Source organism: Dyella sp. 2RAB6 (assembly GCF_052115385.1).
Taxonomy (GTDB): domain Bacteria; phylum Pseudomonadota; class Gammaproteobacteria; order Xanthomonadales; family Rhodanobacteraceae; genus Dyella_D.
The window spans coordinates 25,130-46,324 of the sequence record NZ_JBFRGP010000021.1 but is presented as its reverse complement, the minus strand read 5'-3'; the positions used below and the strand labels follow the sequence as shown (position 1 = coordinate 46,324).

At 66.6% G+C, this 21,195-nt stretch carries 17 protein-coding genes and 1 tRNA gene; 6 read left to right on the top strand and 12 right to left on the bottom strand.

Annotated features, from left to right (window positions below):
* Nucleotides 1-11: 11 nt before the first annotated feature.
* On the bottom strand, nucleotides 12-1,235 hold the full coding sequence (locus AB4083_RS19980; RefSeq protein ID WP_441610259.1) for an SGNH/GDSL hydrolase family protein: 1,224 nt from the start codon (nucleotides 1,233-1,235) through the stop codon (nucleotides 12-14).
* 351 nt (nucleotides 1,236-1,586) lie between these two features.
* Between AB4083_RS19980 and AB4083_RS19975 the strand changes: the two genes are divergently transcribed.
* Together AB4083_RS19975 and AB4083_RS19970 are read left to right on the top strand one after the other, a co-directional pair.
* Nucleotides 1,587-1,859, top strand: a complete 273-nt coding sequence (locus AB4083_RS19975) for a hypothetical protein (RefSeq protein ID WP_441610258.1) — start codon at nucleotides 1,587-1,589, stop codon at nucleotides 1,857-1,859.
* A 391-nt stretch (nucleotides 1,860-2,250) separates the two neighbouring features.
* Complete coding sequence (locus tag AB4083_RS19970; RefSeq protein ID WP_441610257.1) at nucleotides 2,251-2,562, top strand: hypothetical protein; 312 nt, start codon at nucleotides 2,251-2,253, stop codon at nucleotides 2,560-2,562.
* Nucleotides 2,563-2,822: 260 nt separating this feature from the next.
* Here the strand turns inward: AB4083_RS19970 and AB4083_RS19965 are convergent, their stop codons facing one another.
* From AB4083_RS19965 to AB4083_RS19955, 3 genes are all read right to left on the bottom strand, one after another.
* Nucleotides 2,823-3,308 (bottom strand): H-NS histone family protein, encoded by a 486-nt coding sequence (locus AB4083_RS19965; RefSeq protein ID WP_441610256.1) that lies wholly within the window; start codon nucleotides 3,306-3,308, stop codon nucleotides 2,823-2,825.
* An 81-nt stretch (nucleotides 3,309-3,389) separates the two neighbouring features.
* Nucleotides 3,390-4,244 (bottom strand): class I SAM-dependent methyltransferase, encoded by an 855-nt coding sequence (locus tag AB4083_RS19960; protein WP_441610255.1) that lies wholly within the window; start codon nucleotides 4,242-4,244, stop codon nucleotides 3,390-3,392.
* Nucleotides 4,245-4,332: 88 nt separating this feature from the next.
* The gene (locus AB4083_RS19955) at nucleotides 4,333-5,163 is read right to left on the bottom strand and encodes an endonuclease/exonuclease/phosphatase family protein (protein WP_441610254.1); all 831 of its coding nucleotides are present in this window, start codon (nucleotides 5,161-5,163) and stop codon (nucleotides 4,333-4,335) included.
* Between the two features lie 124 nt (nucleotides 5,164-5,287).
* Between AB4083_RS19955 and selD the strand changes: the two genes are divergently transcribed.
* Complete coding sequence (gene selD / locus AB4083_RS19950; RefSeq protein ID WP_441610253.1) at nucleotides 5,288-6,328, top strand: selenide, water dikinase SelD; 1,041 nt, start codon at nucleotides 5,288-5,290, stop codon at nucleotides 6,326-6,328.
* A 66-nt stretch (nucleotides 6,329-6,394) separates the two neighbouring features.
* On the opposite strand, the gene AB4083_RS19945 is transcribed toward selD, so the two are convergent.
* From AB4083_RS19945 to selA, 3 genes are all read right to left on the bottom strand, one after another.
* Nucleotides 6,395-6,491, bottom strand: a tRNA-Sec gene (locus AB4083_RS19945).
* Complete coding sequence (gene selB, locus AB4083_RS19940; RefSeq protein ID WP_441610252.1) at nucleotides 6,444-8,432, bottom strand: selenocysteine-specific translation elongation factor; 1,989 nt, start codon at nucleotides 8,430-8,432, stop codon at nucleotides 6,444-6,446. Before selB ends, AB4083_RS19945 begins: the two co-directional genes overlap by 48 nt.
* Nucleotides 8,429-9,850, bottom strand: coding sequence for an L-seryl-tRNA(Sec) selenium transferase (gene selA / locus AB4083_RS19935; RefSeq protein WP_441610251.1), 1,422 nt, complete (start codon nucleotides 9,848-9,850; stop codon nucleotides 8,429-8,431). The genes selB and selA overlap by 4 nt, the downstream gene beginning before the upstream one ends.
* 373 nt (nucleotides 9,851-10,223) lie before the next feature.
* Here selA and AB4083_RS19930 point away from each other — a divergent pair, with 373 nt between their 5' ends.
* Entirely contained in the window at nucleotides 10,224-11,276 is a 1,053-nt protein-coding gene (locus AB4083_RS19930; protein ID WP_441610277.1) for a permease, read from the top strand.
* A gap of 33 nt (nucleotides 11,277-11,309) precedes the next feature.
* Here AB4083_RS19930 and fdhE read toward each other — a convergent pair whose 3' ends face one another.
* The 5 genes from fdhE to AB4083_RS19905 form a co-directional block, all read right to left on the bottom strand.
* Nucleotides 11,310-12,236, bottom strand: a complete 927-nt coding sequence (gene fdhE, locus AB4083_RS19925) for a formate dehydrogenase accessory protein FdhE (RefSeq protein WP_441610250.1) — start codon at nucleotides 12,234-12,236, stop codon at nucleotides 11,310-11,312.
* Nucleotides 12,233-12,889: a formate dehydrogenase subunit gamma gene (locus AB4083_RS19920; RefSeq protein ID WP_441610249.1), complete on the bottom strand. Its 657-nt coding sequence runs from the start codon at nucleotides 12,887-12,889 to the stop codon at nucleotides 12,233-12,235. The genes fdhE and AB4083_RS19920 overlap by 4 nt, the downstream gene beginning before the upstream one ends.
* Entirely contained in the window at nucleotides 12,886-13,800 is a 915-nt protein-coding gene (gene fdxH / locus AB4083_RS19915; RefSeq protein ID WP_441610248.1) for a formate dehydrogenase subunit beta, read from the bottom strand. Before fdxH ends, AB4083_RS19920 begins: the two co-directional genes overlap by 4 nt.
* Nucleotides 13,801-13,811: 11 nt before the next feature.
* On the bottom strand, nucleotides 13,812-16,886 hold the full coding sequence (fdnG, locus tag AB4083_RS19910; RefSeq protein WP_441610247.1) for a formate dehydrogenase-N subunit alpha: 3,075 nt from the start codon (nucleotides 16,884-16,886) through the stop codon (nucleotides 13,812-13,814).
* Between the two features lie 203 nt (nucleotides 16,887-17,089).
* Nucleotides 17,090-18,070 (bottom strand): glycerophosphodiester phosphodiesterase family protein, encoded by a 981-nt coding sequence (locus AB4083_RS19905; protein WP_441610246.1) that lies wholly within the window; start codon nucleotides 18,068-18,070, stop codon nucleotides 17,090-17,092.
* Between the two features lie 265 nt (nucleotides 18,071-18,335).
* On the opposite strand from AB4083_RS19905, the gene AB4083_RS19900 reads away from it, so the two are divergent.
* Together AB4083_RS19900 and AB4083_RS19895 are read left to right on the top strand one after the other, a co-directional pair.
* Entirely contained in the window at nucleotides 18,336-20,237 is a 1,902-nt protein-coding gene (locus tag AB4083_RS19900; RefSeq protein ID WP_441610245.1) for a hypothetical protein, read from the top strand.
* A 79-nt stretch (nucleotides 20,238-20,316) separates the two neighbouring features.
* The gene (locus tag AB4083_RS19895) at nucleotides 20,317-21,081 is read left to right on the top strand and encodes an FkbM family methyltransferase (RefSeq protein ID WP_441610244.1); all 765 of its coding nucleotides are present in this window, start codon (nucleotides 20,317-20,319) and stop codon (nucleotides 21,079-21,081) included.
* The last annotated feature ends 114 nt before the right edge of the window (nucleotides 21,082-21,195 follow it).

Here is a 21,195-nt window from a genome sequence, read left to right as displayed (position 1 = left end):
AGGGCGGGCGCTCACGGCGCAAACCACTTCAGGTCGACCGCCTTCGCCATGGCCTCGAAACCCGCCCCGTTCGGATGCAGATGATCGCCGCTGTCGTAAGCCGGCAGCATGCGGTCCGGGTGGGCCGGGTCCTGGGTCGCGCGGTCGAAATCCGCGACGCCATCGAAGGCGCCGCCGTTGCGGATCCACGCATTCACCGCCTGCCGTTTCTGCTCGTTACGTGACGAGTGATACGGCCAGCCCGCGCCGCCGAACGGGGTGAGGGTGGCGCCGTAGATCTTCACGCCCTTGGCGTGTGCGCGAGCGATCAATGCCTTCATGCCGTCGATGATCTGCTCGGCGGAGACGTCGTCCTTAGGCGTGGCCGGCTGGCCGGAGCCGCCGATATCGTTGATGCCCTCCAGCAGCACGATCCAGCGCACGCCGGGCTGGTCCAGCGCATCGCGATCGAAGCGCGCCTGCGCGCTCGGGCCGAAGTTGTCGTTCAAGACACGGTTGCCGCCGATGCCGGCGTTCACCACGGCGACCGTGGCCAGTGCCGGATCGGCGCGCAGGCGTGCGGCGAAATGGTCGGGCCAGCGTTCGTAGACGTTCTGCCTGGCGCCGACGCCGTCAGTGATGGAGTCGCCGAAGGCCACCATGACGTGGCGTTCGACCGGGCCGGCGACTTCGATGCCGCTGAGAAAGAAGCGGCTGCCATGCACTTCGGTGCCGGGGTAATTGGTGCTGCCGGTGGCATCGCCGTGTTCGGTCAGGTAGGCGGTGGCCATGCCGGCGTTATGTAACGTCGACGGGCCGGGAGCGGCACCGGCAGGGACGTAGAGGCTGATCGCCAGCTCCTGCAGGGGCGTCACCTTCAGCGCGACGGCGTCGCTCAGCACGCTGTCGCCCTTGGCGATGGTGACGGTGGGTTTGCCGCCGAAGCGCAGTTCGCGATCGGAGCCTTCCGCGATGGAAGAGCCTTCCGCGCGCAAGGCGACATGCACCGGACCGAGCGTCACCGGGCCGTCGCCGTAGAGATTGGACAGCCGCACGCGCAGCGCCGAGCCGCCGATGCTGACGCGGGCGATCTGGCGCACGGTCTGGTCGGACAGTCGCGGCCCCGGCGAATCCATGGCTGCACTCCAGGCGGCGACCCAGTGCGTGTCTCTGACGGGAGCGGCAAGGCTCGATGCCGGAGCGAGCAGGGCGCACAGCGCGCCGGCGAGGAAGAACTGCAGGAATTGACGGTGCATGCCGGATCCTTTGCCTGGGAAATCGCCAGGCACTTTGTATAACAAAGTCGCCATTACGGTATCCGCGACCGCCGTTTACAAAATCCGACAGGGACGTGGCTGGCCGGTGGGTGCGAGCGATTCCACGCGGTCGACCCTCGCTTATTTCTGTGCTGCGCGCGGCGACGTTACGTGACGTCCGTCCGATGACATCGGCTGGCCCCGATTTCGCGCCACAGCAAGACAAATCACTCTAAGAAAATTTCCTAACAAGCTTGTTTTTCTGGAATTTCTTTAAGAAATCGACGATTTTCTCTTGCTATTTATAGTTACGTAACTTAAAATGTGCGCGATCTCACCAGGAGCACGAACATGGTCGACGTACGCGATCCCGGCACCTTGCAGTTGCCCTTGGCGTTCAAGCGCAGCCGCGGACGGCCGCGCAAGGAAAGTCCGCTCACTGGTGCGCAACGCCAGGCGCGTTTCCGTGCTCGCCGCGAAGCGCAGGCACAGGTGCTGCGCGAGCGTCTGTTGAAGGCGCTCGGTTATCTGGAGCAGGGCGATACGGGGATGGCTCGCCACGAGCTGGAGTCGTTGGTGGCGGCGACCTCAGCCCGGCCGGACGAGGGCGATCTGGATTCTTGAGATGGCTCGTCGTTGCGATGAGTGAGGCAGGCGGCGGACACGTCGCTTTGCGTGACGTGACGGTGCGGCGATCGCGCCGCCGCCATGCATTACGTGACGGATTTCGCCGACCCGAAAAGCGCGACTGGTGCGCAATTACCTGCGTGCTATGCTCGCGAGCGAGGCGCGCCGGTCATGCGTCCGATCCAGGAATGCCCTGTCGGATCAGTCGCATTGCCGGTGTCTCGATCGGCGGAAAGGGATCTGGCCGCGAAGCGCTCAGGCGTCGAAAGGGGATTCCATTCCGCTCAGGGGATGCCAGCAAGACCACCACCCCACGCGCTTCTGGCGTTCCTCCGCTTGTCCGCGACGGCGGCGGGACCACACCGACCATGGAAAAGGAAAGGGAATCATGAGGAAGACTTTGAGCCTGTTGTCCATGCTGGCGCTCGCCGGCTGCTCCACCATGAGCGTCAATGAGGCGATCGTGCCGCTGCAGACCGAGACGGCGAAGATGATCGGCCTGGCCTCGTCGGACGAGCTGACCATCTCCAATGTGAAGGCTGGCGAGCCGGACAAGCTGGGCGGCCAGCAGTTGACCTACACCGCCACCACCAACAAGGGTCGCGTGTTCAATTGCTCGTCGATGCAGACCCCGGGCCTGCTGGCCTCGCCGCCGACCCTGAGCGCGCCGAGCTGCAACCCGGTGCAGGTGCACCAGTAAGCGCCAGCGGCGTCTTCAAGGAAGCATCCAGTGCCCCGCCTTTGCGGGGCACTTTGCGTTCAGGGGTTCGCCCGGCTGCATGGTCGCGATAGTCGCGGCTTACGTTACGGAAACCGGCAGTCCCGTGCGCTGAGATCGAGTGCGGCGCAGCAGGGCGCGGCTCGTTGCCATTCCGGATGGTGCGACGTGACGATAAATAGAGGCTGGCCCGGCCGGCCTGTCGCGACCCGGCACTGGCCGGGCCGCGAGGCATGCGCGGATCAGCCCTTGCGGGTGCGGCGCGTGGTTTTCCTGGTGGCCTTCTTCGCGGCACGCGCGGGCGCGCGCTTGCCGGCTTTCTTGGCCACCTTCGCGGCCACCTTCTTGGCGCCGCGCTTGGTGGCCACGCTGCCGCGGGCCGGGGCCGCTGCGGATGCGCCGTCGATAAGCAGGCTGTCCAGCGTCACGCCGCGCTTCTTCAGCGAGGCGACCAGCCACAGCGGGCGCTTGCCGCGGCCGGACCAGGTCTGGCTCGGATCTTCCGGGTTGCGGTACTTGGCCGCCACGCTGCCCTTGGTCTTATGGCCCTTGCCGACCTGGCGCGGAAACACCTCGGCCAGGGTCAGGCCCGACGATCGCAGCAGCGCTTCGATCTTGGCGCGCACTTCGCTGATCTGCTGGCCGCGCGATTGTTCCAGTTGCGAGCGGGCGTCGGAAATGAGGGCCGCCAGTTGATCGGCAGAGAGCGACTTCAGATTGATAGCCATATAAATGTCCTGTACCCGATAAGCGGCCGACCTTAACACATGGCCTGCGGATGCCATGGGCGGCCGGGCCGGTTCTGTCGATCAGAGCGCGCCGATGGCGAGTGTGAAGCTCTGCAGAAAATGGAAGTCCGGACGGCGCAGCGCAAAGTCCGGATGTTCAGGGTCACACAGCCGGACCAGCGCGGCGTAGTCCCCATCCGACAGATACGGCTGTAGCCGTTCGCCCCAGCTGCCGCGAAAGATCGCCTCGACCAGATAGGCCTCGTCGGCTGCATTCACCGGCGCCACTCGTTCGATCAAGCAGGTGCGCACGGCGACGTCGCGCAGGTCGCTGCGGCGCAGCAGGCCGACCAGCGAACGCACGGCGGTCAGGTCGCGTTCGTGCAGGCTGTAGCGGTCGCGGTAGTACTGACGCACGGCTTCGTTGGTCACTCGCTCCAGGCGCGCGTCCCAGGCGAAATACATGTCCGGCAGCAGCGAACTCTGGCCCAGCGCGATGCGGCCGCCGGGACGCAGCAGCGCGGCCAGGGCACGTACGCCCTGTTCGGGATCGCGCAGGTGATTGACGGTATTGACCGACCAGACCAGGTCGAAGGTCTCGCGCGCCAGCGGCGCCATCAGCAGGTTGGCCTGCATGATCCAGGCATCGCGGGGCGCTTGCCGATGCGCCGCGGAGGTGTGGGCCGCCGCCAGGTCCAGGCCCACCACCATGCCGGCATGGCCGACCTGGGCGCCGAGCCAACCCAGGGCTTCGCCGGTGCCGCAGCCCGCATCCAGTACGCGCATGCCCGGTTGCAGCGCCAGCGCGGCGATGGCCTGGCGCAGTTCCGGTTCGGCGAAGGCATTGAACAGCCGCAGCTTGTGGGAGTAATCGCGAGCGACGGTATCGCCCAGGAGGCCGGGGCCGGCGGCAGGACGGGGCTGGGGTGCGTTCATGAGTCGGGGCGACGCTGGCTCGCCAGGGCCGGACGCCCTGGATCACTACTGAGTCGCCCCACAGCGACGAATGGTTGCGACCACCCGCTTACATAGTGAAATCGGCCGCGATCGGGAAGTGATCGGACGGATAACGCCCGTCCTTCGAGGTGGTCAGCACGCGGACCGCATTGGCCTTCACGCCGCGATAGAGGATCCAGTCGATCTGCACGGTCGGCTGGCCGGTGAAGTCGTGGAAGGTCTTGGTCGGGCCTTCGCGCTTGGGCGCGGTGTCCCAGGCGTCCTTCAACGATGCGGTGAGCAGCTTGTGCGCTTCGCTGCCCGGTTCGGTGTTGAAGTCGCCGGTGACGATCACCGGCACGTCCGCCGGCAGCTTGGCGATCCACGCGGCCATTTCGCGCGCGCCTTTGGTGCGGGCGTCCTCGTCCTGGTCGCGATAGGGGAAATGCGTGTCCAGCAGATAGAAGCGCTGGTGATCGTCCAGCCGCTCGAACAGCGCCCAGTTGACCATGCGCGGGAACACGTTGCCCCAGGTGATGCTGGCCACCTTGTCAGGCGTATCCGACAGCCAGAAGTCGCCGGACTTCACCAGCTTGAGCCGATCCTTGCGATAGAAGATGCCCATGTGTTCTTCGGCATGCTTGCCGAAGCGGTCGCGGCCGAACCAGGTGTATTCCGGCAGGCGCGCCACGGTGTCGTCGCCTTGCTGCTTGAACAGCTCCTGCGTGCCGATCACGTCCGGATGCGCCTGGCGGATGGTCTCGGCGAACAGGTCGCGCCGCTTGTCCCAGGCATTGGGCCCGTCCTGGGCGGCCAGGGTGCGGACATTGAAGCTCATCACTTTCAGTTCCGCCGCGGAGGCGGACAGGGTGGTCGCGGTCAGGGCCACGGCGAAAGCAAGGCGGGAAAGGATCGGCATGGGCGTAGGCGTTTGGCGGAATGGACGCCCGACTATAGCCCCGTCGTGTGACGGAAAGTGGGTAATCGTTCCGCTATGCTGCCCGCGGCCTGGCCTCAGGCTATCGGCATTCAAGGGATCCGACATGGCCTCTGAGCGATTGACCGATCTGGCGCACGGCGGCGGCTGCGGCTGCAAGCTCGCGCCGGCGGTATTGCAGGAGCTGCTCGCCGGCAAGCCCGCGCTGCAGCCGTTCGCGCAACTGCTGGTAGGCACCGAGTCCAGCGACGACGCGGCGGTGTGGCAGGTGGACGAAGGCACCTGCGTGATCGCCACCACCGATTTCTTCATGCCGGTGGTGGACGACCCCTACGATTTCGGCCGCATCGCCGCGGCCAACGCGCTGTCGGACGTGTACGCGATGGGCGGCAAGCCGATCATGGCCCTGGCCATCCTGGGCATGCCGCTGGGCAAGCTCGAGGTGGACACGGTGCGCGCGATCCTCGCCGGTGGCGAGTCGATCTGCACGCAGGCCGGCATTCCGGTGGCCGGCGGACATTCGATCGATTCGGCCGAACCGATCTATGGCCTGGTGGCGATCGGCCTGTGCACGCCGGCGCAGCTGCGGCGCAATTCCGCGGCGCGGCCGGGCGATGCCCTGATTCTCACCAAGGGCATCGGCGTCGGCATCTATTCGGCGGCGTTCAAGAAGCAGGTGCTGCCGGCGGATGCTTACGACGAGATGCTGGCCTCGACCACCTTGCTCAATCGCATCGGGCACGAGCTGGCGCAGGACGACGACGTGCATGCGATCACCGATGTCACCGGCTTCGGCCTGCTCGGGCATGGCATGGAAATGGCGCGCGGCAGCGGCGTGCGGATGCGCATCGAGCTGGCGCGGCTGCCGTTCTTTGCGCGCGCCGAGGCCTTGGCCGAGGCGGGTTACGTAACCGGGGCGTCGAAGCGTAACTGGAGCAGCTATGGCGATGGCGTGGCGCTGCCGGCGGAGTTGCCGGAGTGGCGGCGTGCGTTGTTGACCGATCCGCAGACCTCCGGTGGCCTGCTGGTGGCGTGCAAGGCGGAGCGGGCGGAGGCGATACGGGCGATGATCGAGGCGGCGGGGTATCCGCGGGCGAGCATTATCGGGACGGTGGAACAAGGAACGCCCGGTATCGAGGTGATTTGATGCGGCCGGGATGACGATCGAAAGCGCGATGACGATCAAGGGCGGCACATCGCGCGCGAGCAGCAATGGCGGAAGAGAGTGGGAGTCGAACCCACCCGAGACAGTCTGATCTGCCTCACCCGGATTTGAAGTCCGGACGCCCCACCGGAGGCGATTCTCTTCCATGTGCTGCAGTGGCCGCGGGCGCGAACAGGTCCAGGTAACGCGCCTGTACCCGGCGCAAGGTGCCGCGATTGAGCGTGACGCCTTGCCGGTCGAAGAATTCTAGGATCTGGATCGCCACTTTACGACCGTTGTCCAGCCGGTCGCGAAATTCCGCGGCGGTGAAGCGGCCGTCCTCGCCTTCGGTGGCGAGCGCGGCGGCGATCAGCGCCATCTCGTGCATGGTTGCTCGCAGGAAGAAATGGTCGTGCGCCACCTCGTCGACCCGGCCCAGCCGCGCCGCGAAGCGCAGCAACTGGCGTACCTCCGGTTCCTGGCGCGTCAGCATCCAGGCCAGGTCGCGCACCCGTGGCGGGCGGAAGCGGGCTTCGCCGTCCAGCAGTGGGGCGATGGCCTGCCATAGCAGTTCGCGTTCGGGGCTCAGCCGCATCGTATGGCCGGGCAGGCGCACGAAGGCACCGTCGCGGACGATGCGCCCGGCCAGCTCGGGATGCTGCAGCGCCTGCGCAAAGGCGGCGGCAGGCAGGCGCGGCTGCAAGGCCAGCCGCAGGCGTTCCCGGCCGATGCCTTGCAGATCCGGATTGGCCGTATGGAAGGCCGCGAGGAATTCGATCAGCCGGTCCACGAAGCGTCGCCAATGCGCCTGGCCGATGGCGACGCGTTCCTCGCCGTTGGCGAAGATGACCGGTGACAGCGCGGTAGCAATGGCGTCCGCCCTGGCCGCGGACAGCGCGCGATCCCGCGCGAAGGCCAGCAGATCCCAGGCGAACGGCGGCGCGTCGAGCAGGGCGGCGAACGCTTCCAGCGGATCGCTGGTCAGCAGCGCGGCGCGCTGGGCCTGGCGTTCGGCGCTGCGGCGCTGGCGCGGCGGCCCGCGCAGATCGAGAAACTGGCCGCCGCCGATGGTGCGCTGGGCGGAGACATCGCGCAGCACGAAGCGGTCGAGCGCGGCGGCGGCGATCGGCCGGCTCAGCACCAGTTGCACATCGGCCGCATGGCCCGGGGCCAGCTGCTCGTCCTCGACCAGCACCACGCGCACGCTAACCTCGCTGGCGCCGTGGTGCAGGTGCGCGGGAAACCACTGGCCGATCGGCTTCGGCTCGCCGGGCAGCAGGCGCAGGCGGGCGTCGATGCGTTCGACCGGCGCATGCAGGAAGGGATCGACCACCATATCGCCGCGGCGGATGGCGTCCTTGACGACACCGTCGCCGGCGAGGTTCAGGGCGCAGCGATCGCCGGCGCGCCCGACTTCCACCGCGCGGTTCTGCGCATGCAGCGAACGCACGCGCGCGCTCAGGCCGGAAGGGCTCAAGCTCACCTGATCCTTGACGCGCACCACGCCGGACAGCACCGTGCCGGTCACCGTCAAACCGATGCCGGGCAGGGTGAAGACGCGATCGACCGCCAGGCGGAAACGGCCGTCGGCCGCACGTTCGCCCAGCGTATTCGCCTCTGCGGCGAGACGGTCGCGCAAGGCATCGATGCCCAGCCCGATCGCGGACGACACCGGAAATACATCGGCGCCTTCGAGCACGGTGCCGGCGATCACCGCCTGGATCTGCGCGCCCACTTCGGCCAATCGCCCGGGTGGGGCCAGGTCGACCTTGGTCAGTGCGATCACGGCGCGCCGGATCTGCAGCAGGTCCAGGATCGCCAGGTGCTCCAGCGTCTGCGGCATCACGCCGTCGTCGGCGGCCACCACCAGCAGGGCGATATCGATGCCGCTGGCGCCGGCCACCATGGTGTGCACGAAGCGCTCGTGGCCCGGTACGTCGACGAAGCCGAGCGTCGTGCCATCGCCCAGCGGCAGATAAGCAAAACCCAGGTCGATGGTGATGCCGCGCGCCTTTTCTTCCTTGAGCCGGTCGCCATCGACGCCGGTCAGGGCCTTGATCAGCGAGGTCTTGCCGTGATCGATATGGCCTGCGGTGCCGACGATCATGGAGTGCCCGCGAGTCCGTCGATATCCAGTTGCGCCAGGCTGGCCAGGAATGGCGCTTCGTCGGTGTCGGTCAGGCAGCGCAGGTCCAGGCGCAGCGCGCCGTCCGCGATGCGGCCGAGCACCGGTTGCGGCAATGCGCGCATTGCCGCGGCCAGGCCTTCCAGCCATGTCTGGCTGCCGTGCGGGCGGATCAGCAGGGCAGCGCTGGCCAGCGTGTCCAGTGGCAGCGCGCCGGAACCGACCTGGCTGCGGCAGGCGCCAACCTCGACGACGAAGTGCTTGCCCAGCCGGTCGGCAACAGCCGGTTGCAGGCGGTGCGCCTGGGCTTCGATGCCGGCTTGCGTGCGTGCAAGAAAGCGCAAGGTGGGCAGGCGTTCGGCCAGGCGATCGGGGTCGCGATAAAGCTGGAGCGTGGCTTCGATCGCGGCGAGGCGCAGCTTGTCCACGCGCAGTGCGCGCTTGAGCGGGTTGCGGTTGATCCGTTCGATCAGCGCGCGGTCGCCGACGATAAAGCCCGCCTGCGGTCCGCCCAGCAATTTGTCGCCGGAGAACGTGACCAGCTGCGCGCCTTCTTCCACCGCTTCGCGCACGGTCGGTTCCTTCGCCAGTCCATAGCGGGACAGGTCGACCAGCATGCCGGAACCCAGATCGTTCAGCAGCGGCACGCCGGCTTCGTCGGCGAGCACCGCCAGTTCGCGCGCGCCGACTTCGGCGGTGAAGCCCTGGATGCGGTAGTTGGAGGTATGCACCTTGAGCACCAGGCCGGTGCGTTCGTTGATGGCTTCTCGGTAGTCGGCCAGATGGGTGCGATTGGTGGTGCCCACTTCGATCATGCGTGCACCGGCCCGCGCCATGATCTCCGGCATGCGGAAGGCGCCGCCGATCTCGATCAGCTCGCCGCGCGAGACCACCGCGTCGCGGTCCAGCGCAAAGGTATTGAGGCACAGCAGTACGGCGGCGGCATTGTTGTTGACCATGGTGGCGTCTTCGGCGCCGGTCAATTCGCGTAGCAAGCCGCGCAGGTGGTCGTCGCGCTCGCCGCGTGCGCCGTCGTCCAGGTCGTATTCCAGCGCCACCGCGCTGCGCATCGCGGCGGTGGCCGCTTCGATCGCGGCTTCGGCCAGCAGTGCGCGGCCGAGGTTGGTGTGCAGCACGGTGCCGGTGAGATTGAACAGCGGGCGCAGGCTGGGCCGTTGCGCATCCAGGCGTGCCGCGGCGCGTTGCGCCAGTTCGTCGGCGCCGGGTGCGCTGGAGGATGTTGCGCGCATGGCGTCGCGAGCTTCGTCGATCACGCTGCGGATGGCCTCGGTGGTGGCGATACGCCCGTGCCGCTCCACCAGGGTGGCAGCGCCGCTGGTTGCCAGGACGGAGGCAACCGCGGGGAGGTGGCGCAGGGAGGTGGCCTCAGTTCCGGTCACATGGCTCATCCAATGGCATTGCCGGGTGGCCGATTGCAGCGCGTGCTTGCGCAGATGGCGTGACAACCGGGTGGCAACGGGACCTATGCTGCGGCGCGGATCGGTCGATGGTCAAGGCGGACGGTGTGGACAAGTGCAGGGTGCACAAGTGTCGTAGTGACTTTGCCTGCCTGCCGTAGCATCCTGCGGCACGCGCGACGGGCCATGGCGGCCGCTGCGCAGCTTGCCCCTGCGCAGCGCATTCGTCCTGCGGCATGCCGGCAACGTGGTGCCCTGTAGGGCCGTCATCTTCCAGTGGTATGCGGGGTGGGCGATGTCCGTCGCTTTGCCGGCTGCGCGTGCAGCGCGCTTAGGTGTGTTCCTGTTGCTGGCGGTGGCCGGCCTGTTCTACGTGAAATGGCATCCGTATTACGACCGCGCGTTCGTCGCGGCGGCCGGTCATTCGATCGGCCATTCGATCCTGATGGGCGATGCGGCGAGTGCGCCGGCGCCATCCTGGGATGCGGCGCTCGCTTATGCGCTGGCCTACGGCAAGGCGATCTGGCAGGCGATGCTGCTGGGCCTGTTGCTGGGCTCGGGCATCCAGGCGTTATTGCCGGCCGACTGGGTGCGCCGCGTGCTGGGCGGCCATGGCTTCGGTGGCGTGGTGGCCGGCGGCTTGCTGGCGATGCCGGGGATGATGTGCACCTGTTGCGCTGCGCCGGTGGTGGTGGGCATGCGCCGGCACCAGGCGGCGCCGGGGCCGGCGATGGCGTTCTGGCTCGGCAATACCGTGTTGAATCCGGCCACGCTGGTGTTCACCGGCTTCGTGCTCGGTTGGCATTGGACTTTGTTCCGCCTGTGCCTGGGCGTGCCGCTGGTGTTTGGCCTGGGCTATCTCGCCAGCCGTCTCGCGGCGGGGTCGGATGCGGCGTCGGCAGTCGATCTGCCCGCAGCGGAGCCCGAAGCGCATTCGCTGACGGAAGTCGGCAAGCGCTGGCTGCGGATCTTTGCGCGCATGACGATGCGGCTGCTGCCCGAGTATCTGGTCATCGTGCTGCTGCTGGGGGGCCTTCCGCGCCTGGATGTTCCCGGTCATCGGTCCGGCCATCGGCGACCAGTGGTACTGGATCGCCGCGATGGCGCTGGCCGGCATGCTGTTCGTGATCCCGACCGCCGGCGAAGTGCCCATCGTGCAGGCGATGCTGGCCTTGGGCATGGGTGGCGGTCCGGCCGCCGCCTTGCTGCTGACCTTGCCGCCGGTCAGCCTGCCGTCGCTGGCGATGCTGGCGCGCTCGTTTCCGCTGCGCGTGCTGTTGGCGGTGGCATCGGCGGTGGTGGGCTTCGGCGTGCTGGGTGGCGCCATCGCAGTGTGGTTACGCCTGGCGTAGGTTGGGGTGAGCCACAGGCGAACCCCAACATGGCCAGTTCCAAACATATCGCATAGTTGGGGTTCGCCTGCGGCTCCCCCCAACCTACGTCATACGAGCAATAGCGGATTCGGTGCGTGCCGCGCGAAGCCGGCTTCTGCAACCAGGATATCCAGGCCGATCGAGGCGAGATCGTCGGCATACGGGTCCACCTGCATGTCCTGGATCGGATAGAGCAGTTTGGCGTAGGTCTGGCATTCGCCGCAGGTCTCGGCCTTCACCACGCCTGGGTCATCTTCGATGCCTTGCAGCGCCAACTTCCGCGTGCCACCGCAGGTAATGCACACGGCGCGCACGTGGTTCCATGCGCTCGAACACAGCGAGCAATACAGATAGCGCGTGCCCGGCGTGGAGCCCGTGGCGGTGACCACGCCGGCGACCGGCGGCGAGCCGCAGCAGGGGCACAGTCCGCGCTCTTCCAGCAGCCTTAAATCATCGGCTTTCAGCTGCGCTGCGGAGCAGGTGAAGTAGACCTGCAAGGCGGCGGCGACATAGATCGCCGCGCCCGCATCGGCGCTGGCCAATCCGCCACGCAGGAACTGATCGGCCAGCCGCTCGTGCGTGCTGGCATCGCCGCGGAGCAAGGCATCGACTACCACCAGCGCCGCAGGCGGCAAGCTTTTGCGATCGATACGGTCGAGCAGCAGGATGAGCCCTTCGCGCCAGGACACGTCGCGACGATGGCCATCGGCCGCCAGCGGCGGCAGGCGCGCATCGATCGATTGCGCGACGGTGGCCGGGTCGAGCATGACAGCCGGGTGCAGCGTCGTCGCCACCTCGTGTTGCGCACGCGCCAGCCCGGCGACAAAGCGCAACCATGCTTCCATCGGATGCCCCGCCGCCAACTGTTCGAGCCGTTGCGCGGTGGTGGCGAAACGCCGGGACGGGTCCGGGAGCAGGATCGGCTCGGGCGCCTTGACGCCGGCGTGCGACGGTCCGGTCCATTTGCCGCTGGGCGGCGCTTCGGCTTGTCTCACGTGCGTGGCTTCCTGGAGTCGGTCTTGTCTTGCCGGGCCAGTTCCACCAGCCATTTGCGGTGGTGGCGCCAGGCCCAGCCGGGCGTGACATAGCCTTGGGTCATCGCGCGCACCGAGTGGCGTACCCAGATCGCCGCGTAGACATGGATGATCCAGATGATGATCGCCGCCAGCGCCGCCAGGCTATGGATCAAGGCTGCCGCGCGCTGCACGGGAATCGAGGTGGCGCTGCCGAAATACACTTCCCAGATCGCCAGGCCGCTGAGGAACAAGACGGGAACCAGCAAGGTCATCGACCAGAACACCAGTTTCTGGCCGGCGTTGTTGCGGCCGACCGGCGGCGTGTGTTCCTCGTCATTGGCAATGACCGGACCGATCGATTTCATCCACGCCGCATCGTCCTGGTTCAACAGGTTCTCGCGCCAGAACTGCACGATCAAGCCGAGGTAACTGATCAGCAACACCACGCCGATCCACGGATGTACCGCCCGCGTCCATTGCCCGCCGCCGAACAGGCCGGACAGGAAGAACAGCATCGGGTGGAACATCGACAGGCCCGACAGCACCAGCAGCACGAAGCAGATCGCGGTGATCCAGTGATTGATGCGGTTGGCCAGGGTGTAGCGGACGATCGCGTTGTTCGGGCGGGTCATGACGCTTTCTCCTCGCCTTCGTGCAATACGCGCGCACCCTCGGCCTCGTCTTCCTCGGTGACCTCGTTCGGGCCGGCGCTGATCCAGTGGAAGAAGCCGGCGAGTGCGGCGAGCGCGATGCCGGCCAAGCCCAGCGGTTTGATCAAGCCTTTCCACAGATCGACCGTGGCGCTGATGCGCGGCTTGTCCGGCAGGCCCGAGTACAACGAGGGTTTGTCCGCGTGATGCAGCACATACATCACGTGAGTGCCGCCGACTTCCTGCGGGTCGTACAGGCCGGCGTTCTCGAAGCCGCGCACTTTCAGGTCGACGATGCGCTCCTGCGCCTGGTGCTGCATATCGGTCTTGGCGCCGAACATGATGGCGCCGGTGGGGCAGGCCTTGACGCAGGCCGGCTCCAGGCCGACCGCGACGCGATCGGAGCACAGCGTGCACTTGTATGACTTGTGATCCTGCTTGCTGATGCGCGGGATATTGAACGGGCAACCCTTCACGCAATAGCCGCAGCCGATGCACTTGTCGCTGATGAAATCCACGATGCCGTTGGCGTACTGCACGATCGCACCGGGAGCCGGGCAGGCCTTGAGGCAGCCGGGGTCTTCGCAGTGCATGCAGCCGTCCTTGCGGATCAGCCATTCGAGGTTGCCCTGTTCGTTCTCGTGCTCGGCGAACTTCATCAGGGTCCATACGCTGGGGCCCAGGTCCGCCGGGTTTTCGTACGAGCCTTCGAAATGGCCGATCTCCGGACGCAGGTCGTTCCATTCCATGCATGCGGACTGGCAGGCCTTGCAGCCGATGCAGCGGCTGACGTCGATCAGCTTGGCAACCTGGTCCTCATGGCTGCGCGCCATCGGCGGCGTCATGGTGGTGGCGGAGCGGCGGACGTAGTCTTGCGATTGCAGATCTGACATGACTGCTGTCCTCAGGCCGCCGGTGCCGTGGTTCGTTCGACATTGACCAGGAACGCCTTGAACTCCGGCGTCTGCGTATTGGCATCGCCCACCGATGGCGTCAGCGTGTTGGCGCCGTAGCCCTTGCGCGCCTGGCCGGTGAAACCCCAATGGATCGGCACGCCGATCACGTGGGTCGGCTTGCCATCCACCGTCAATGGCTTGATGCGCTTGGTCACGTAGGCCTTGCAGATCACTTCGCCGCGCTTGGAACTGACCTTCACCCAGCCGCCTTGCTCGATGCCTTTCTCCTTGGCCAGCACCTCGCCGATCTCGACGAATTCCTCCGGTTGCAGGATGGCGTTGATCAGCGCGTGCTTGGTCCAGAAATGGAAATGCTCGGTAAGGCGATACGTGGTCGCCACGTACGGGAAGTGCTGCGCGCTGCCGAACGATTCGCGGTCGCCAGGGAACACGCGCGCCACCGGGTTGGAGCCGACCTTCGGATGCAGCACGTTTTCCACTGGCGACTCCAGCGGTTCGTAGTGCTCGGGGAAGGGGCCGTCGCCCATCAGGTCGCGGGCGAACAGGCGGCCCATGCCTTCGGCATTCATGATGAAGGGGCCGACGCCGTCGGACGGCTTCACCGTGGGGCCGTAGTCGGGCACATCGACGCCGACCCATTTGCTGCCGTTCCACGAGATCACCGGCTTGGCCGGATTCCACGGCTTGCCGTCCGGGTCCGCGCTGGCGCGGTTGTAGAGAATGCGCCGGTTGGCCGGCCACGCCCATGCCCAATTCGGTGCGATGCCTTGCTCGCGCGGATCGGTGGCGTCGCGGCGCGCCATCTGATTGCCTTTCTCGGTGAAGCTGCCGGTGAAGATCCAGCAGCCCGAGGCCGTGCTGCCGTCGTCGCGCAGTTGTGCGAAGCCGTCGAGCAACGTTCCGGCCTTGGTGGCCACGGTATTGGTGGCCGGGTCGATCAGGTCGGTCAATGCGCGGCCGTTCATTTCCTTGGCCAGTTCCTCCGGGTCCGGTTCGCGCGGATCGGTGTATTTCCAGGTCATGCCCAGCACCGGATCGGGGAAGGCGCCGCCCTCCTTGCGATACAGCTCGCGCAGGCGCTGGAAGAGGCCGGTCATGATCCAGATGTCGGACTTCGCTTCGCCCGGTGCATCGGCCGCTTTCCAGTGCCACTGCAGCCAGCGCGCGGAATTGACCAGCGAGCCGTTTTCCTCGGCGAAGCATGTGGTCGGAAGCTGGAACACTTCGGTCTGGATCTCGGCGGACTTGGCCGGATTCTGCGGGCCGAAGTCCTGCCAGAAACGCGAGGTTTCGGTGTCCAGCGGATCCATCGTGACCAGGAACTTCAGCTTGCTCAGGCCGCGGCGGATCTTGCCGCGGTCCGGGAAGGCCTGCAGCGGATTGAAGCCCTGGCAGATGTAGCCGCCCATCTGGCCGTGATCCATCATCTCGAAGGCCTTGATCACGTCGTACAGCGGCACGTCCAGCTTGGGCAGCCAGTCGTAGGCCCAGTCATTGTCCTTGCTGGCGGCATCGCCCCACAGCGCCTTCTGCAGGCTGACGAAGAACTTGCGGTAGTTCTGCCAGTAGCTGGTCTGGCCCGGGCGCAGCGGCTTGAACAGCTTCGTTCTCATGTATTCGTCGAGGCTGGTCTCCTTGTCCACCGGCAGATTCATATAGCCCGGCATCAGGTTGGAGAGCAGGCCGACGTCGGTCAGGCCCTGGATATTGGAATGTCCGCGCAATGCATTCATGCCGCCGCCGGCCACGCCGATATTGCCCAGCAGCAGCTGCACCATCGCCATGGTGCGGATGTTCTGCGAACCCACCGAGTGCTGGGTCCAGCCCAGCGCGAACAGCGAGGTCATCGCCTTGTCCGGTGCGGCGGTGCTGGCGAACAGTTCGCACACATGCAGGAACTTGTCCTGCGGCGTGCCGCAGATGCGCGAGACCATCTCCGGTGTGTAGCGCGACACGTGCTGCTTGAGCAGGTTGATCACGCAGCGCGGGTTCTGCCAGCTGTCGTCGGACTGGGCGTAGCCGTCCTTGTCCAGCTCGTAGTCCCAGCTGGACTTGTCGTAGCTGTGCTTTTCCTCGTTGTAGCCGCTGAACAGGCCGTCCTGGAAGCCGAAGCCATCCTTCACGATCAGGCCGGCATTGGTATAGGCCCGCACGTATTCGTGCTGGATCGCGTCCTTCTCCAGCAGGTAATGGATGACGCCATTGAGGAAGGCGATATCGGTGCCGGGGCGGATCGGCGCGTAGTAGTCGGCCACCGAGGCCGTACGCGTAAAGCGCGGATCGACCACGACGAGCTTGGCGCCGTTCTCGATCTTCGCCTCGATCACCCATTTGAAGCCGCACGGATGCGCCTCGGCGGCATTGCCGCCCATCACCACCACGACATTGGCGTTCTTGATGTCCTGCCAGGTGTTGGTCATCGCACCGCGACCGAATGATGGGGCCAGACTGGCCACCGTCGGTCCGTGTCAGACGCGCGCCTGGTTGTCGAACACCACCATGCCGAGGGAGCGGGCCACCTTCCAGGTGAGGTAGGCGGTTTCGCTGGACGAGGCCGAGGCCGCCAGCATGCCGGTGGTGATCCAGCGGTTGACCGTGGTGCCGGCCGGGTTCTTGGCGATGAAGTTCTTGTCGCGGTCGTCCTTCATCAACCGGGCGATGCGGTCCAGTGCGAAGTCCCAGGAGACCTCTTTGAATTCGGTGCCCCCGGGTGGTCGATACCTTGGCGCCTTGAGCCGGGTCGGGGCATGCACCACGTCGAGCAGGGCCGAGCCCTTGGGGCATAGCGTGCCGCGGTTCACCGGATGATCCGGGTCGCCTTCGATATGGATGATGTTCGAGCGCGCGTTCTTGGCGCGGTCGCCCATGCTGTAGATCAGGATGCCGCAGGCCACCGAACAGTAGGTGCAGGTGTTGCGCGTTTCGGTAGCGTGGGTGAGCTTGAACGGCCGCACCGCGGCGGCCTGTGCTTCGCCCGCGGCGCCGAAACCCAGTACGCCCAAGCCCGAGGCGGCCAGGCCGAGGCCGGTGATCTTGATGAACTCGCGACGAGTAAGTGCCATCGCTGTGCTGCTCCCGTGAGTTGGCTGGACATGCCGCCCGGTGAAGGGGGCGATGCGGCTCGAGAGACTGCTGGGACGAATAGGAATGGTCCCATTGTCCGGATGGAAGCTAGCACAGATCGCCGTTATCGATGGCTGGATAACAGGAAAGTTACAGTCCTGGCTGGCCCGGACGGGCGAGGGCGGCTCAGGCCTTCACGGAATCAGGATTCGGGCCAGCCCCAGCGGGCCAGCAGTCGCCGCAGCGGGCCGCTGGCGCCGGGCCGGTACGCCGATGCCGCCTTGGGCGAGTCGACCATCACGGCGTCGGCGCCCAGTGTGGCGGCGAGCTGGTAGTCGCGCTCGCTGTTGATGCCGAACAGGGTGATGTGGCTGCCATTCGCCGCGTTGAAACATTCCATGCTGCGCGCATTCCACAGCAGCGCCGATACCTTGCTGGTGCCCGGGCCCAGGGTCAGCGGCTCGGTGACTTCCATCGCGCGGCGCAGCTCGAAGCCGATGCGCGCACCCGCGGCCGGCGGGTTGGCGCAGCGCTGTTCCATGGCCAGGGTGGCCAGCCGCTGGCGGGTTTGCTCGCGCGCCTCGAAACGGTGAGCCTGGGCATGGCTGTCGAAGGCGCGCAGGTTGTCGGCCAGCGTCGAATAGATCCAGGTCCGGTTCCACATGCCATGCCGCTGCAGCACGTCGGCGATCGCCTGCGCCGCGCGCGCGGCGTCCGGCGTCTTGATGTCGACGAACAGTTCGACATCCTCCGGCAGCTGCTCGATCAGATCTTCCAATGCGGGAATGTGCACCGGCGCATTCCGATACGGATAAGTCACCGCGCCGGAGGCCCCTGTTTCCTGGAAGTGCCATCCGGCATTGAGGTTCGCCAGGCTCGCATAAGACATCTCGGCGACGTCGCCCGCGCCATCGGTCAAGGCCGCAAGCTCGCGCGGCCGATACAGCACCGGGACACCGTCGCGGCTCACCTGAACGCTGACCCAGAGTTTCTTGACGCCATAAGAGAGCGCCAGGCGACAGGCGGTGAGCGTGTTCTCCGGCGCATCCGCGGTGCCGCAGCGGTGTGCGATCAGGGCTGGCAGCGGCGGCGGTCCGGCAAAGGGGCGCTCCACCGCAAGCCAGGCCAGCGCCACGGTGATCGCACAGGAAAGCAGGATGCCTATGGCGAGTCTGATGCTCATGCGAGCTCCGGCGGAGTGCGGGCGGGTGCCGCATCGGATGTTGGCGACGTTAGCCAGGCGACCGGGCTTGCAGAATTGGAATTATCCAGAGATTCGGCGCGCCGGCTGGCCATCGCAAGGTACAGGCTAGAAAAAGAATATTCGCTGTGAATGCTCACTTCGCTAGCTTGTTGCATAAGCTCGAACACCACCGATAAGTGACATCCCGTCCCAGCTCCGGAAAATTCAGGTTCAGCGATCACGGCCGGCTTCATACGCTGGCGGCATGGGAACGATCTGTCCAACCAATACGGATGTGTCGAAGGGGGAGCTCAACGACACGCCCTTCGTGTCGATGTCCGAACTCGATAGCGCGCCGGCTTGCACCGGGCGCGCCGGACTGACGCCTGCGTCCGGCCGCCTGCGTCCGGTGGTGCTGGCGATCTTCGTCGCCTCGACCATGACGGCCTGCGCCATGGGCTTCTGGCAGGAGCCGACGCCGGTTTACGACAGCGAGCTGGTGCGCTCCGGCGAGAGCGACGAACGGTCGCCGGAGCCGGAGCCGATGCCCGCGCAGACCTTCCCGGTCGAGCCGGTCGATAACGAGCGCAAGGCGAGGAAATCCCGCTCCGCCGCAACCTCGCGGCAGGCGCAGCGCAACAAGGGCGCCAAGCCGCCGCGTGATGAAGCGGAAGCCGTCCCGCCCGAAGAGCTGGATGCCGCGCCACCCGAAATCATCGAAACACCGAGTGCCGAATCGACGCCTGCCGTCGAATGGACCGAGCCGCTGGCCATCGAGGAAGTGCCGACGCCCGATCTCGCGCCGCCGCCGCTCTCCGCGGAAGCGGGCGGAAGTCCGGTTACCTGGCTGGTGGTGGTGAGCTGCAGCATGCTTGGCGGCTTTTTGCTGTGGCGGCGCCGGCGCGAACGCCGCAGGCGCATGCGTCGCGAAGCGTGGACACCGATTCGCTGGGGCGGCCCCAAGTTGATCCGTCCGCACTGGGACTATGACCCCGGCCATTACGATTCGGACGATTTCCTGCGGCGCTGGGATTCGATCGCGCTGAGTATTTCTGGCGAGTGGGGCCTGCTGATGGCCATCGCCGGCCATGCCGTCCCGAATGCCTACCTGTTCTCCGGCTGGCGGCAGCCAGCGCCGCGCGCGCAGCGGTCCTTGCTCGTTCGTCCGCACTGGCGCTACGCGCCGCTGTCCGGCGATGCGGCCGAACACCTGGCCCGATGGTGCCGGCTGGGCCTGAGCCTGCATGGCGATCCGCGCGAGGCCTCGATGTCTGGCAGCCAGGTCGAGTGGCGGTTCGCGCCATCGATGGCGGCGGTTCCGACGCCGGAGAGCGGGGCGCCGGATCCGGTCCAGGAGGAGGTCTTGCAGCTCGCCCGGTTTGTTGAGCCCGTGCTCGAGGAAGAAGTGGTCGGGCATGTGGTGGACGTTCCGTTCGAGTTGCATTCGCCGATGTCTGGCGAAGCGGACGGCATTGCATCGAGCGAGGTTGCCGCGTCGCCCATCGATATCGTCGTGCCCGCGCAGGAACCGATCGCCTCGATCGATCGGGAGCGTGACGTTCAGCCCGAACCCCGGATCTTTGAGCCGGCGATCGAGGAGCCGATGGAGCCGGTCGTCGCCGAGGTCTTGCCCGAACTTCCTTCCCGCGCAGCCGAGGCTTCAGCGCCAGCCGCACCCGCAGCCACGCCGCCGGAAGATCGAAGCGGCATGGCCTGGCTCGCCGGCATCGGTCCCTTGCTCCACGCCTGGGAAGCCGATGCCGCAGCGGAAACCGAGCCAGCCCTGTGGGATGCATCGCGACGCCTTGCAGCTCACGCCGAAGCGCTGCCGCAGGCCGCGCGCACGCCATGGCTCGATGCAGCGGAAGCCTTGGCCGAGCGCGTGGCCCGTAGCGCACCCGAAGCCTCGCGCGGTGCCTGGCAGGCTCATTGGATCGAGCTGCGGCTGGCGCGCCTGGCCGGCATGAGCGGTGCATGGCGCCTGCTGGAACTGCGCGCCCTGCATGACGCCGGTGCGCGCTTCACCGCGCCGGAAACGCTCGATGCGCGGATTCACGTCCTGCATGTCTGGGCCGCGGCGCTGCTCGGCCCGGCGGCCAAGGCCAAGCACGCCGAAGCGGCGGCCTTGGCAGCTTCGCTTCGCCCTGCCCAAACGATGCGCGCCTGAGCAGATCCACGGTCGTTCCCGCAACCTGCATCACCCCTTCGATTCATCCAACGATTTCACCATCCAAGAGGACTTACCCATGAACGTTTTCAATTCCACCGCGCAGGAACCCGTGGCACCGCTGTTGTGGACTGTCCGCTACGGCGTCGTCAGCGCCACCAGCTCGCAGCATCCGGCGGCGCGCTCGCTGCAGCTCTACGGCGAATGGGCCGAGGCGGAGATCGACCTGCTCAGCTCCGTGCTGCAGGAAAAGCACACGGTGATGCAGTTCGGCGGTGAGTACGGCGCGCATACGCTGTGGCTGGCGCGCGTGGTGGGCGAGGCCGGCAAGGTCTATGTGGCCGAGCCGGCGCGCATCGGTTTCCAGCAGCTGTGCGCCACGGCAGCGCTCAATGGCCTGACCAATGTGTACACGCTCAACCAGTGGCTCGGCCGCAGCGGCGCCGCGGCGCCGCTGAGCACGCTGCCGGGCGGCGCGTCGCTGAAGTGCGAGGCGGACGAGACGGTGCGCCCGGTCGCCATCGACGACCTGGGCCTGGGCGGCCTGGACCTGCTCAAGATCAACGTACCCGGCTCGACCATCGCGCTGCTGCAGGGCGCCGTAGAAACGGTGCGCAAGCATCGTCCGGTCATCTACACCCGGCTGGAGCCGGAGCAGGCGCTGGCGGAAGTCCGGGCGATCAAGGAACTCGGCTACCGCTGCTGGTCGCATGCGCCGCACATGTACAACCCGGGCAACATCATGGGGCAGGGCGAGAACGTATTCCCCGGCCGCGTGCTGCAGAACGTCATCGCCATGCCGGTGGAGAGCGGTGCGGCGTTCGATCAGCTGATGGAAGTCTGATCGCGCGCCTGAGGTTCGGCCGGTTTCGCTGATGTACGTAGCGGAATGGATCGGCTTGCGCATCCATCTGCAATTCAAGCATCCGCGATTTGAGAATTTTCCAGGCTACGGCGG

Bases quoted from the DNA above. Each gene is read 5' to 3' on its own strand.
- AB4083_RS19975 (WP_441610258.1), top strand. From the start codon at position 1,587: ATGGTCGACGTACGCGATCCCGGCACCTTGCAGTTGCCCTTGGCGTTC.
- AB4083_RS19980 (WP_441610259.1), bottom strand. From the start codon at position 1,235: ATGCACCGTCAATTCCTGCAGTTCTTCCTCGCCGGCGCGCTGTGCGCC.
- AB4083_RS19965 (WP_441610256.1), bottom strand. From the start codon at position 3,308: ATGGCTATCAATCTGAAGTCGCTCTCTGCCGATCAACTGGCGGCCCTC.
- AB4083_RS19920 (WP_441610249.1), bottom strand. From the start codon at position 12,889: ATGACCCGCCCGAACAACGCGATCGTCCGCTACACCCTGGCCAACCGC.
- selB (WP_441610252.1), bottom strand. From the start codon at position 8,432: ATGATCGTCGGCACCGCAGGCCATATCGATCACGGCAAGACCTCGCTG.
- AB4083_RS19895 (WP_441610244.1), top strand. From the start codon at position 20,317: ATGAACGTTTTCAATTCCACCGCGCAGGAACCCGTGGCACCGCTGTTG.
- AB4083_RS19900 (WP_441610245.1), top strand. From the start codon at position 18,336: ATGGGAACGATCTGTCCAACCAATACGGATGTGTCGAAGGGGGAGCTC.
- AB4083_RS19970 (WP_441610257.1), top strand. From the start codon at position 2,251: ATGAGGAAGACTTTGAGCCTGTTGTCCATGCTGGCGCTCGCCGGCTGC.
- AB4083_RS19905 (WP_441610246.1), bottom strand. From the start codon at position 18,070: ATGAGCATCAGACTCGCCATAGGCATCCTGCTTTCCTGTGCGATCACC.
- selD (WP_441610253.1), top strand. From the start codon at position 5,288: ATGGCCTCTGAGCGATTGACCGATCTGGCGCACGGCGGCGGCTGCGGC.
- fdxH (WP_441610248.1), bottom strand. From the start codon at position 13,800: ATGTCAGATCTGCAATCGCAAGACTACGTCCGCCGCTCCGCCACCACC.
- AB4083_RS19960 (WP_441610255.1), bottom strand. From the start codon at position 4,244: ATGAACGCACCCCAGCCCCGTCCTGCCGCCGGCCCCGGCCTCCTGGGC.
- AB4083_RS19955 (WP_441610254.1), bottom strand. From the start codon at position 5,163: ATGCCGATCCTTTCCCGCCTTGCTTTCGCCGTGGCCCTGACCGCGACC.